Annotated in this window: 11 protein-coding genes; 5 read left to right on the forward strand and 6 right to left on the reverse strand. The window is 46.7% G+C overall.

The window, feature by feature from the left end; translation table 11 throughout:
* Positions 1-462: 462 nt before the first annotated feature.
* From ACE1CM_RS44560 to ACE1CM_RS44570, 3 genes are all read left to right on the forward strand, one after another.
* The gene (locus tag ACE1CM_RS44560) at positions 463-999 is read left to right on the forward strand and encodes a universal stress protein (RefSeq protein WP_374885919.1); all 537 of its coding nucleotides are present in this window, start codon (positions 463-465) and stop codon (positions 997-999) included.
* Positions 1,000-1,244: 245 nt separating this feature from the next.
* Positions 1,245-2,831, forward strand: coding sequence for a hypothetical protein (locus tag ACE1CM_RS44565; protein ID WP_374885921.1), 1,587 nt, complete (start codon positions 1,245-1,247; stop codon positions 2,829-2,831).
* Positions 2,832-2,956: 125 nt separating this feature from the next.
* Positions 2,957-4,297, forward strand: a complete 1,341-nt coding sequence (locus ACE1CM_RS44570; protein WP_374885922.1) for a polymer-forming cytoskeletal protein — start codon at positions 2,957-2,959, stop codon at positions 4,295-4,297.
* A 149-nt stretch (positions 4,298-4,446) separates the two neighbouring features.
* Here the strand turns inward: ACE1CM_RS44570 and ACE1CM_RS44575 are convergent, their stop codons facing one another.
* Entirely contained in the window at positions 4,447-5,235 is a 789-nt protein-coding gene (locus tag ACE1CM_RS44575) for a PEP-CTERM sorting domain-containing protein (RefSeq protein WP_374885923.1), read from the reverse strand.
* Positions 5,236-5,896: 661 nt separating this feature from the next.
* Here ACE1CM_RS44575 and ACE1CM_RS44580 point away from each other — a divergent pair.
* Positions 5,897-6,430: a hydrogenase maturation protease gene (locus tag ACE1CM_RS44580; RefSeq protein WP_374885925.1), complete on the forward strand. Its 534-nt coding sequence runs from the start codon at positions 5,897-5,899 to the stop codon at positions 6,428-6,430.
* A gap of 405 nt (positions 6,431-6,835) precedes the next feature.
* Here ACE1CM_RS44580 and ACE1CM_RS44585 read toward each other — a convergent pair whose 3' ends face one another.
* The 5 genes from ACE1CM_RS44585 to ACE1CM_RS44605 form a co-directional block, all read right to left on the reverse strand.
* Positions 6,836-7,105 carry a hypothetical protein gene (locus ACE1CM_RS44585; protein ID WP_226577851.1) on the reverse strand — a complete coding sequence of 90 codons (270 nt, stop codon included), beginning with the start codon at positions 7,103-7,105 and terminating at the stop codon, positions 6,836-6,838.
* 337 nt (positions 7,106-7,442) lie between these two features.
* A complete protein-coding gene (locus tag ACE1CM_RS44590) occupies positions 7,443-7,589 on the reverse strand; it encodes a hypothetical protein (RefSeq protein WP_374885927.1) in 147 nt (48 codons plus the stop codon).
* A 93-nt stretch (positions 7,590-7,682) separates the two neighbouring features.
* A complete protein-coding gene (locus tag ACE1CM_RS44595) occupies positions 7,683-8,972 on the reverse strand; it encodes a nif11-class peptide radical SAM maturase 3 (RefSeq protein ID WP_374885929.1) in 1,290 nt (429 codons plus the stop codon).
* Positions 8,973-9,260: 288 nt separating this feature from the next.
* The gene (locus tag ACE1CM_RS44600) at positions 9,261-9,734 is read right to left on the reverse strand and encodes a Nif11-like leader peptide family RiPP precursor (RefSeq protein ID WP_374885931.1); all 474 of its coding nucleotides are present in this window, start codon (positions 9,732-9,734) and stop codon (positions 9,261-9,263) included.
* 584 nt (positions 9,735-10,318) lie between these two features.
* On the reverse strand, positions 10,319-10,792 hold the full coding sequence (locus ACE1CM_RS44605) for a Nif11-like leader peptide family RiPP precursor (RefSeq protein ID WP_374885932.1): 474 nt from the start codon (positions 10,790-10,792) through the stop codon (positions 10,319-10,321).
* 445 nt (positions 10,793-11,237) lie between these two features.
* On the opposite strand from ACE1CM_RS44605, the gene ACE1CM_RS44610 reads away from it, so the two are divergent.
* The coding region (locus tag ACE1CM_RS44610) for an HAD-IC family P-type ATPase (protein ID WP_374885933.1) at positions 11,238-12,983 on the forward strand (1,746 nt) is incomplete at its 3' end.

The following is a 12,983-nucleotide window of genomic DNA, read 5'->3' on the forward strand; positions in this document are numbered from 1 at the left end:
TAGCCTTAGCCCCTACAATAACTGTGTTGCACCCAATTGAAAACTGCTGTAATTCCGATGCAACCGGATTCGATATCACCCCTGGAAAGCGAACTGCCCATCCAAAACTGCAGTTGTGAGGAAAGTTGTAGAAATATGTAGATTAGAAAAAAAGTATAGAAAAATACGAATAAAGGTGTCATCATTAGAGATGAAAGAATTGCTGTTGCCGATGGCTGCTGAAATCAAAAAGCTTGAAGCATAAAAAAATTAACCGATTCCGAAAAGTTTAACCGGGAAAACCAATCGGATTTTTGCGGATCTGAGAAAAATCAGCGCCTTGAGCGGCTAATAATATCATTTCCGGTTGCATCGGAAATAGGTGTAGGGGCAATTAGCAATTAGCAATTAGCAATTAGCAATTAGCAATTACCCAGAAAGCTAATCACAAAAAAAATCCTTTCAAAAAAAGGACCCAAAATTATGTTACGCAAAATTCTAGTAGCGATGGACAGTTCCTACATCGGCGATCGCGTTTTTGAGGAAGCTCTAACTCTTGCTAAGGCGATGGGAGCGAGTCTGATGTTATTGCACGTATTATCTTCCGAAGAAGAGGGCAGTCCAAAAATAGCTGGATTTTCCAGTTTGGATCTGTATCCGGAGATATATCCCGAAGTGCGAGAAGAAATCGTAATGAACTATCGCAAGCAGTGGGATGAATTTGAAGGGAAATGCTTGGAATTGTTGCGCGAGCGCACCGTGAGTGCCAATACCCTTGGCATCAACGCCGAATTCACCCAAATACCCGGTAGTCCCGGTAAAATTATCTGCGAAAAAGCCCTGAATTGGGGCGCAGACCTGATTGTCGTCGGGCGTCGGGGTCGAGCGGGTTTGAGCGAGTTATTCTTGGGTAGTGTCAGCAACTACGTTCTCCACCATGCGCCCTGTTCCGTTCTCACCGTGCAAGCGATCGTTCATAAAATCGAAACTGCACCAGAAAAAGAGTCTGTAGTGTCATAAAACGGCAAGGAATTAGGTTGGGTAAAAATTGCGAAATATTGCGTGCTTCCGGATCTCAGTTGAATGCTTTTGGAGCGTTATTATACCTTAACAGGACTTACGCACGACGAGGCTTATTCCCGGTTTCGACCGTCGTCCCTTGCGCGTGCCGGAGGCATATCTCTGATTGCCAAACCAAGGATTTTTCAGAGAAACCGGGAATATGGGCGTAAGTTCTACCTAATAATCGATTACTAGGAGGCTACATGGCAAGACAACTAACGCCCGAAATGCTCGATCCGAAAACACCGCCCGATGTAAATGTTACAACCCAACCGCGCCGCCCGGAAACCGATCCAAAGCTAGGAATTCCAGTTAACGTTAACCGACAAGGAACGCCCCGCCATCGACTCGTCACCATTGGCGACTCGCTTACCCACGGTTTTCAAAGTGGAGCGATTTTTAATACCAGCCTTTCCTATCCGGCAATGATTGCCAAAGAATTAGGCTGGTTTGATAAATTCCGCTATCCAGTTTACAACAGTCCGGGGGATGGACTACCACTTAACATCGAACGACTAGCGCGAGATTTAGAAGCAAAATTTGGCAGCAATATCGATTGGTGGGAATTTGTTTCAGCTGGGTTATTTTTACAATCATCGATGGACGCCGTTGAGGATTATTGGGAACGGGGCAATGGTTCCCGCTTACCAACCCAAACAAAAATTAACCACAACTTGGCAGTTTATGGCTGGGATTTGCGGAATACTATCTCGCGCACGGCGGATATTTGCCAACAGGTTATTGCTAACAATCCACCCAAAGACGATCCCGTGCAGCAAATCGTCGGCAATCACAACGAACGCGCCGCGTTGCGGGTGTTGAACTCGGCAAGAGATAAAGCGGGGAAAGCACTTTCACCCCTACAAGCAGCCGCAGCTTTGGGTGCAGAAGGAACCTCTGAAACTGGCGATGGAGATGGGATTGAAACCTTAATTATCCTCATCGGTGCTAATAACGCACTCGGCAGTATTCTGACATTTAAGGTGAAGTGGACGGGTGACGGTTACGACGATATGGATAAAAACGATATCTATACCGTTTGGCATCCGTTTCACTTTAAGGCCGAATTGGATGAAATGGTCGAGGAAGTTAAGAAAATCCGCGCCCGTCACGTGATTTGGGGTACGGTTCCTCACGTCACAATCGTGCCTTTTGCCCGTGGCATAAGCCATAAAATTGAGCGGGGTTCGCGATATTTTCCCCACTACAGTTTACCTTGGATCGGCGACGCAGAATTCGACTCCAAAAAGCACCCGCACATCACCGCACAGGAAGCCAGAGCGATCGATAGTGCGATTGACCAATACAACGAGTTTATCGCGGATGCAGTGCGAAAGGGTCGCTCTGAAGGCCGAGATTGGTATCTGTTTGAAACCGTTGGTTTGCTAGATCGTTTGGCATCTCGCCGCTATATTGAAGACCCCGATGCCAGACCAGATTGGTGGACGGAGTACCCCTTGCCACAACCACTGCAAGTCCTCAAACCAAAGCCGGATTCCATGTTTTATCTATCTAATGCCCAGGGGCGGATTCAAGGCGGTTTATTCTCTTTAGATGGAGTGCATCCGACTACAATTGGCTACGGCATTGTGGCGCAAGAATTGATGAATATCATGAAGTTGGCGGGAGTTAAGTTTAATGGGAGCGGAAATATCGATTTCAAACGCTTAATCGAGTTGGATACGTTGATTTCTAAACCACCCCGCTTGGCTAACAACATTTTCAATCTGATTGGTTGGGTGGACAATAATTTCAACCTCATGGCTAGTCTGCTTAATTCTAATTACTAGATCAGGTTGAATATCCGCCAAGGCTCGAAAGTAGTTGAAATCAAATGCTCCCATCTGGAATTTCTCATTAACAGACAAAGAAACCCGGTTTCTAGGAGCGTCGTTCTCATATTAGGGAGAAAAAAATGATGCACCACATCAAACGATGGCGAATTTCAACTAAAAGAGGACTCCTATTCCTCTTAGCCTTGGCGTTATTACCCCTGCTATTGGCTGTTACCCCAGTTTGGTCGAGCAACAATCCAACTCCAAAGCAAGTTATCATCACCGCTGGGCAGGTGATTAACGATGACTTATATTTGGCTGAGGAAACTATCACCATCGACGGGACGGTGAAAGGAGATGCGGTACTGGCTGGAAAGCGAGTCACCGTTAACGGTAAAGTCGAGGGAGATTTAATTGCCGCTGGTCAAGTGGTGACGATTAACGGTACCGTTGGCGATGATGTCCGCATCGCGGGACAAGTCCTGACCCTGGGGAATAAAGCGCGGGTGGGAGATGATGCGATCGCTGCTGGCTTGAGTTTGGAAAATAAGGCAGGTAGCACAATCGGCGGCAATCTCAACTTTATCGGCGCTCAAGCTTTATTGGCAGGTAACGTTAAGCAAAACGTCTTAGGCGCGATGAATTCCTTTGCCCTCAGCGGCACCGTGGGTCAGAACCTGCGCGTCGCGGCAGTTGGCGACTCCGAGCCTTTAGAGGTTCCTTTTGCACCAAAACCCCCCGTAGAAATACCGAAAGTGCAACCCGGTCTTACCCTGACCGATACGGCTCGCATTGGTGGCAAACTGACTTACCAATCGGTTAATGAAGCAAAAATTAGTCCAAAAGCCCAACTAGCAGGCGGTGTGGTACGAGAGCCGTTGCAGAGGGAAGGGGTTGCAACCTCAACGCCGCAGCGTTCAACTAACAATCTGCTCTATCAATTACAGCGTTTTGGTGCGTTGGTGCTAATTGGCTGGCTGCTGCTGCGGTTCGTCCCCGGTTGGACTCGCACCTTGGCAGGGACTGTGCAAGCGAAGCCACTGCCGAGTTTGGGATGGGGTGTTGTGACATTTGTTACCGTGTTTGCGGCGGCGATCGCCATCGCTATCGTCACGATGCTGTTGATGATGGTATTGGCTTTCACCCTACCAAACTTAATTTTGCCTGCCATCGGCATTGGTATGTTGGCTAATTTCGCCTTATTAATTGGATTCGGAATTGTTACCAGCTTCGTGCCTCAAATTGTCCTCAGCTTTTTGGGTGGGCGGTGGCTACTGCAAAAACTGCGCCCTCACGCCACATATAGGAGTTTTGTGGCGCTAGTTGTTGGCTTGGTAGCATTTGTCATCTTGACAGCAATACCCGTGCTGGGTGGCATTCTCGATTTGATTGTCGTCTTGCTAGGTTTGGGTGCTATTTGGATCTGGGGGCGAACAAAACTCAATCTTGCGCCAGAAGATCGACAACTGATGGCAGTTTAATTAACCCAAGTTGCTAATTGCTAATTGCTAATTGCGTTCCCAGTAAATGTAGGGTGCGTAAGCGTTGCGCGTAACGCACCGCAACCACTAATTGCTAATGGAAAGAACAATGCTACCCAATTAGCCATTAGCAATTAGCCATTAGCTAACTAGCAACTTGAGTTACTACTTAAACAACCCTTGCGCTTGCGTGCTGAAGTTGCACCGAAAGCAGCAACAGCCAGTATACCCAGCACCGAGGCAGGTTCGGGAACTGCCTTGTTTGGTACTCTGGGTACTGCTGATGTTGTGACAAATTTTGTTACTAATCCCGAAGTATCTGCCGTACCTGTAGATGCACCGACACGAGTGCTGAGAACGCGGGATATAGAATCTCCAAAAGTGTCCTCAGCATCAAACTGAGTTGAAAAGCCTCCTGAAAAGTTTCTCACATCGAGTAAAAGATTTCCCGCACTGGGGTTATAGAGAAATGGCGTCGCCAAATTAATGGCGATATCAAAATTTTTCGGCGCTGTTGCAGCGCCAGTAAATGCGCTCTTAAGCGACAGTCGCCCGTTGAAAACTACCCTTTCATCTGAACCGACATTCTGTGCAAAAATCGTACTTAAACTATCAGGGGCTTTCTTTGTTGTGGAAAGGTTAATTTGAATATTGGGCAGAGTCGAGGAAAAAGACCAGCCCCAAACGGCATCAGGGCGAAAGAGAATTTGGGTAATCAGGAATGGTTCGGATAGGGATGAAAATTCCCTGGCGGCAAATACTTGCTGATACCGCAGCGAAGACATGGGAAAATAAGAACTATTGAACGGTAAACCCCTGTTAGCGTTACCTTCAATATTCTCCAGATTACCAGGAACGATCGCCGCCCCACCCACTGCACCCGTCCCAAAAGTAAGCAAAGCAGCTCCAGCAGCTACTACTGATAGATTCTTCGTCATTAATCGAGTCTCTCCAGGGAATTTATGAATTGGTTTCTATTAAAGGGTAAAAAGCGACACCAAGCATCTTCCTGCAAAGCAATTTTACCATGCCAAGAATTTGCACCAAATCTCAGGTAATTGGCATCTATCTAGGTGTATAAAGCTTGAAATAGATGCGATCTCTAACTGTGCCTGCCCTTGCGTATCGCCAAAGTTTTTCCGCCAGTTGTACCTGTGGTAATTACTGAAAGCCAAAAGCTGGCGATCGCTCAAGCTTTACCCATCTACTAAATCTAAGGTTTTTCCCTGCCGCTGTTCCAGCACCTGTACCCAATCTTCATCAAAAAATTATTAATCTAACCGTTATTTTAAAATTTACGTAAATTATTATAAAAATTTAACACTTACTTAGAAGTGCATTACCGTATAATTACTGAGAGGAGGGATTTGAGCGCTCGCGGCACAATGCCGCTGGTACTTTAGATCTAACCTAAGAACGAATATCTAAGTTTACCGTTATCTGCGTAGTTTTACAGAGAAACGATTCCTCACGGCTTCCTCAAATTTTCCTCCTAAGCTGAAAGTAGAGTTGGCTTTGGACGAAAGCAGGTCGCCTCGCGCGCAAAAGCTCAAATAATGTCCTGCTCAACGAAAAAAGGGAGAAATTGAGGGAATAATTATGAGTTGCCATTTAACAGCTACGCTAAAAACCCTGCGTCAGTCTATTCTGGTGATTGGCTACGGTAACGAACTGCGGGGCGACGACGGGGTGGGACAAAGGGTAGCACGTGCGGTGGCAGAATGGAGAGTGCCTAACCTGCGAAGTCTTGCGGTTCACCAACTCACCCCGGAATTGGCGGAGGAACTTGCTGTTGTCGATCGCGCGATCTTTGTAGATGCTTATACCGAGGCGACACCGCAGGAAGTAAGGGTATGTCCCTTAGAACCCGCCCATTCCGTAGCCACAACGGGACATACCAGCGACCCGCAAATGTTGTTAGCGATCGCGCAAGCACTGTACAATGCTCATCCCCAAGCTTGGTGGGTAGGCATACCGGCGGTCAACTTTGAGTTAAGCAATGACCTCTCACCCATCGCCTCTCAAGGTATGGAAGAAGCTTTAGAGGAAATTGACCGCCTAATTAAACACCAGCCTTCCCCACCCCATACCACCTTGCCAAATGGCAAAAAGCAGCTGGTCGATATCATCTAGTAACGCAAGTTGCTAGTTATAAACAACGGCGTTGCTAATTGCTAATTGCTAATTGCTAATCTTGGATTTTTACTGACATTAGCCATTAGCCGCTCCCAGAGAGATAACTAGCAACTTGAGTTAGTAGCGTCATATCGGAGTAATTTCGCGCAAAAAGTAGCATTTTAGAATACATATCCATACCCATCACTACGGTGTACAAAAACAATGTCTTTCATCGTCGATAAAGTGATAGGATTTCCATTAATCAGAACTTCGCATCCTTTCTGGGTCGGGGTCTTGACCTGCGTCGTGTAAGTCGGGTGGTTTCACCTTCTTTCTGTGCTTTACGAGATGAACTTTAACGATGTCACCTGCACTGACGTGATGAAACAAGTCTTTCGCCTTTTCAACTGCCGGGAATCCTCACCCATTGACGCGACGAGCTTGGCGATTTCCATCACCCTTACAAGTCACGATTAAAGGCTGGTTTGTTCGCAGTTGAACCCGGGCGCCAGACTCCCCAACCCAGGCAGCATCAATACTGTGAGCCTTTTCAAACCCCTGCTGAGTGCGGTTAAATTTTGTTCTGCCACCCGTGCAACACTTCACCGTGTCACACAGATGCTGCGTCATTTTGACCATGGCAAATCGGGTAGAATTCACCGCAGCCGCATCAGCTAAGGGGCGCTTCATGTGTGCCAAAATTCGCTGCAATAGATCGGGTTTGCCTGCTAGGAAATCACGAATATCTTGATGAAGGAATACAAAGTTCTGTATTTCTGCATCTCCATGACTGGGTTAAGTTTGCTTCGCTCTTGCTTTGGGGCAAGGTAGTGGGGTCGGTGTTTCACCTTCAGAAACTAGGCAATGTTCCGCCCCGGATCGCTTGGGACTAGCTATCTTTAAGCTGAGAAAATCCCATTGAGATCGTCACCTTTCAAGCGGCACCGCAACTTTTGGGTGGCGCTGGCGTAGCGGGGGATTCTAGATTGCTCGCTTATCCCTCGGATTTACTTTGTTTCTTCGCTACTCAATTAAATTTTTGCCTTCGATCTAAGGCTTGCTTTGCTTTCAAAACTGCTTTGAAATAAGCTAATTGACTGTTCCAAGCTTGGCGGGGAAGCAGGGAGGGTTCCCCATCAAATTTTGCATTTTGGCTAGAAGAATTTTCTGTCACGATCTATACCCTCCTTTAATTAACCAGCAACTAACGAATAAGAACAGGAACCTTTGTTTCTATGAAAAATCGTCGGGAAAGGCAACTAGAGATCTAGGCAGAAACTTTAGCGATCGGTTCGTCCTGCGTAAGTTCTGAAGAAACGTCGGCTTCATCCTGCCAACTTTCAGGCCACTGAATGCGGTCGGCTGTAAAGTGCAGCGGATCGTTTTCGGGCCAGGGAGTATCAATTGGCTCCTCAATTAATTCAAATTCACCATTGTCAAACGGCAGTCCTTGTGCGCGAACTTTAGGAACGACCCGCTCTCTGACGCCTCGTTCGGCTTGAACTAGCGCCCGGTGATGGCAGTAAGGATTGTTACCTCGACGGTTAAAGAAAACATGCGCCGTCCAAGAACAACCTCCCCGACAAAGTTCGGCGAATTCACAGGTTTTGCAGAAACCCCACATGTGTTTTGTGCCTTCGGGTGTCCCTGCGCCTAAATTAAAGCGCAATTCTTCTGCATGTTCGACAATGTCTCTCAAGCTTCGATCTCTGATATTGCCACCCGTATAAGCAGCAGTCGGTAGGGAAGGACAACCTTTGATCGCACCGTCAGCTTCAATTCCCAACGTGGAAAGTCCGGCGCCGCATCCTTGCCAAAATGCCCATTCATTAGCTTTGCCGCGACTACGTAACATTCGCTCTTCCGGGCCATAGTAACCGATGTTATTTCCCGGCTGCAACTGCACGCCTTCACTGTAAGCACGACGGGCGACGCGGGTAATCATTGGGTAGATATCGAGTAATTCATGGGGTTGCAGCAGTATATGTGCGTTGTCTGCGGCATTTCCCATCGGCACGGTCAGCTGAATTTGCCACGCCCGCGCACCCGCATCGCGAATGCATTCGTAAATGCGGGGAAATTCCGGTGCAGACAGGCGGTTAATTTGAGTGTTGCAACCAAATGGAATCCCCACTTCTTTCAGGTGGCTCATGGTTTTAAAAGCGTATTTCCAAGACCCTTTTCTGCCCCGCAAGCGATCGTGGGTTTCTTCTAAACCATCAATCGAAACTGAAACCGTTACAATACCCGCTTGCTTCATTTTGCCTGCGGTTTCTAACGTGATGCCATAGCCGCCAGTTGTCATGGTGCAACGCATTCCCGCCTGGTTAATAGCGGCAGCAATTTCCAGCCAGTCTGGACGCAGAAACGCTTCACCGCCGATCAAAGTCACTTCTTTAATTCCCACTTCTGCCATCTGCCGGACGAGATCCAAAGCTTCTTCTGTAGAAAGTTCTTTGCTGCGTGCATCTCCCGCTCTGGAACCGCAGTGGCTACAAGCTAAATTGCATTTTAAAGTAATTTCCCAGACAGCATAACTGGTGCGACGATATTGCATTGGTGCTAACCCTCATTTTGAGTTTTAGTTATCATTAACAGCGGTAATTGGTAATGGGTAATTGCTAATTGCTAATTGCCCTCTGTACAATTACCGAGCGTCAGAAACCCCTGAGTCAGAAACCCGGTTTCTTCCGAGATTTCTCGCAAGAAACCCACGATTTTTTCGAGAAACCGGGTTTCTTTAGGTCAAACCCACGATTTTTTCGAGAAACCGGGTTTCTTTAGCGTCAAACCCACGATTTTTCCGCTCACCAAAGTTTCTTTGGCTCGATGTCACTAGCAACTTTTACTCTGCTACAGTTGCAATAATAAATTCGTCCATTGGATCGGTTACCACTCCATACGCCGCTTGACCCATCAATCCGTCCAGAGCGCTCCAATCGATCTCCACCCCATAAACCGGCTGCACGTCGATTGGTTTTGGACAAGGTTCCGGTTCCGGTAGCGGTTTTGGTTCCGGCTTTGGACGCCACCTGATTACCTTGTCCATTGGCTGGATCCTACGACCCCTTCCTATATACCCACCCACGGCTCCCACTAATTCTTCTTCAGTCAGGTCGTGGAATTCACCCGCTTCTTTTAACTCCAATATTTTCAGCGTGGCTGTTTCAAATTCTTCAGTGGAAAAGTTATAGCCACTTTCTAGCATCGCTGTTCTAATTTGTTCGACTTTCCCGCTCATTAGTTGGGCGCGGAAATCTTCGTCTTTCACCATTCTGACAATGAACTCTTTGACTTTTGCCAAAATTTCTAACGACATTACATTCTCCTTAGACAGTAAAGAAACCGACCTACCTGGCTGCTTTCTGCTGTGTCAGAGCGGGTGCATACAGTCGAGGAGCTCTAGATTGAGCTTGCAAGTAAGCCGTTCTCAAAACTGTATCTCAGAAAATCAAAGGCGGGTTGCCAAATTGGCAACTAAATTATTTACATGACTTACGGAGATAGCCAAAGTTTCTTGGAAAAATCGTCGGTCAAGGCAACTAGAGATTGTAGCAACAAACTTTGATGATACGCTCGTCGTGCGTCAGTCCTGTATTAACTCAAGTTGCTAGTTATAAGTTGGTAATAGGTAATTGGTAATTGGATTGATTGGCAGTCTGCTCAGTACAATTATCCATTACCCCAGTCATCAACCCGGTTGGTTTCTGAGTAGATTTCTCGCAAGAAACCCACGATTTTTCAGAGAAACCGGGTTTCTTTAGCGTCAAAACCACGATTTTTCCGCTCACCAAAGTTTCAATGCCTTGGGATGTAACTATTACTAATTTTTGGCACGTACTTGGTTTGCTTCTGGGCGAGGGCTCAGCAACCGGGTTTCTTTGGCTCTATGTCACTAGCAACTTACATTAATTGATTTGGATCAATTATCACAACTCCGTACTCCGCTTGCGCCGGTGGATACGGCTCGATCGGCTCGATTGGCTCGATTACCACTCCATACAACGCTTGATAGATCGGCTCGATTGGCTTCGGACAAGGCTCCGGTTCCGGTTGCGGTAGCGGTTTTGGATATGGTTTTGGAGGCCACCAGATTACCCCGTACATTGGCTGCATCGTAGGAGGCCTTCTTATATACCCACCCACGGCTCCCACTAATTCTGCTTCAGAGAGTTCGTGGAATTCACCCGCTTCTTTTAACTCCAATATTTTGAGCGTGGCTGTTTCAAATTCTTCAGTGGAAAAGTTATAGCCACTTTCTAGCATCGCTGTTCTAATTTGTTCGACTTTCCCGCTCATTAGTTCGGCGCGGAAATCTTGGTCTTTCACCATTCTGACAATGAACTCTTTGACTTTTGCGAAAATTTCTAACGACATTACATTCTCCTTAGCTATTAAAAAACCCGACTTACCTCACTGCTTTCTGCTCTGTAAGCTCGCGTGCATACAGTCGATCTCTCTAGATTTATCTGGCAAGTAAGTCGTTCTCAAAAATGTAGCTAAGAAAATCAAAGGCTGGTTGCCAATTTGGCAACTAAATTATTTACAGGAATTACGGATATCGCCAAAGTTTCTTGGCAAAATCGTCGGTCAAGGCAACTAGAGATCTACCCAGAAACTTTAGTGATATGAACGCCCTTGCGTAAGTCGTGTATTAGTAATTTTTGGCACATACTTTGTTTGCTGCTTAGCGAGCGCTCACCTCGGTATATTAGGATTTTGTAACATTTATTGACAAAAACCTCACAAATTACTCACATTCTTTCTGTATCTTAAAATGCGGAATTGTTAAGAGAGCGACGGACAAGGTGCAATTAGAAAAATGAGCGCTCGCACAGAAACTACCCATAAAAATAACCACCCTTTGGTTCAGCCAATCCACACCGCTGTCAAGGGAAGGGCTAGGTTTAAAGTCAACGGACTTTACCATTCGGAATCTCTCAAACAACACCTAGAATTCAACCTGGCTAAGGACTTTGGCATCGTGCAAGTTCGTGCCAACCCCTTAACTGGCAATATTCTCGTCTTTTTCGCTCCAAATCGCAGCTTTTACCATATCGCCACCGAGATCGAACGCCTTGTATTAGACTACAGAAAACAAGGCGGGAAATATCGGCTGTGGTCGCAACAAGTTGGTAGGATGCAACTAGGAGCAGAGCCCCAACTTTCACTAACTACAATTGACCGCACCCGGAAATATATAGTAGGAACAGATTCCCCTGTTGTCTCAACTCAAGAACGGGTCAAAAATCTACCTAAAGATAGAAGCAATTTAAGCCAAATTATGGTTTATGTGGAAAACCCGCCCGCTGCGACTCAAGGGCAAAAAATTGCACCCTGGCATCTAAAATCGCCAGACTCTGTCATGGCGGAGTTTAAAACATCAAAAAAAGCGGGATTATCGAGCAAATCTGCGAGAGAAAAGCTCAAGAAATACGGGGAAAATGTTTTATCAGAATCCGTTCCGCGCTCGGGATTAAGTATTTTTATCGAACAGTTTAAATCCCTTCCAGTCGGTCTTTTAACCGTCGCGGCGGCTTGTTCGGTTGTCACGGGAGGAATTGCAGATGCACTGGTGATTATGGGCGTGGTTGTTATTAATGCCATCATCGGTTACGCCACAGAAAGCAAATCAGAAAAGATAATTCATTCGCTGAAAAGTCTGGTTAAACCATCAGCATTGGCAATCCGAGATGGGACTCAAATAGAAATTAGCGCTGCTGAAGTTGTTCCGGGGGATATTTTAGTACTTAAACCGGGCAGTTATGTCGCCGCAGATGCCAGATTAATTGAAGCAAATCGTTTGAGTGTGGATGAGTCTGCCCTGACGGGTGAAAGTATGCCGGTGAACAAAACAATTGAAACCCTCGTCGGGGAAGATGTTCCTTTGGGCGATCGCGCGAACATGGTTTACATGGGAACATTAGTCACCGGGGGACAAGGTTATGCCGTTGTCGTCGCCACGGGAAAATATACCGAAATGGGCAAGATCCAAACCCTCGTAGGCGAAGCGGAAATACCCGAAACCCCAATGCAAAAACAACTCGACCAAGCTGGAAATCAACTCGTATTCATATCCGGGGCAGTTTGCGGCGTTGTCTTTGCTATCGGACTTTGGCGCGGATATGGTTTCCTGGAAATGCTCAAAACATCCATATCCCTAGCAGTTGCAGCAGTTCCCGAAGGACTACCAGCAGTTGCTACCACCACCCTCGCCCTGGGTATTGCCAAGATGCGGCAGCACAACGTCCTCATCCGCCGCCTCGATGCCGTAGAAACCTTGGGTTCGGTTCAGGTTATTTGCATGGATAAAACCGGAACGCTGACGGCAAACAAAATGTCGGTGGTGGAAGTATGCACGAATAATCAATGCATCAAGGTTTCTGAGGGTCAATTTATTAGATTGCTCCCCAATACAAAGTTAAGCGCAGGCGAGACGCCTACCCCACAAGAGTGGGAACTTAATTCTCTTCAACCTCTCCCCAATACAGAGTTAAGGGCAGGCAAGATGCCTACCCCACAAGAGTGGGAACTTAATTCTCTTCAACCTCTCCCCAATACAGAGTTA

This window comes from Microseira sp. BLCC-F43 (genome assembly GCF_041929235.1).
Taxonomy (GTDB): Bacteria; Cyanobacteriota; Cyanobacteriia; order Cyanobacteriales; family Aerosakkonemataceae; genus Microseira.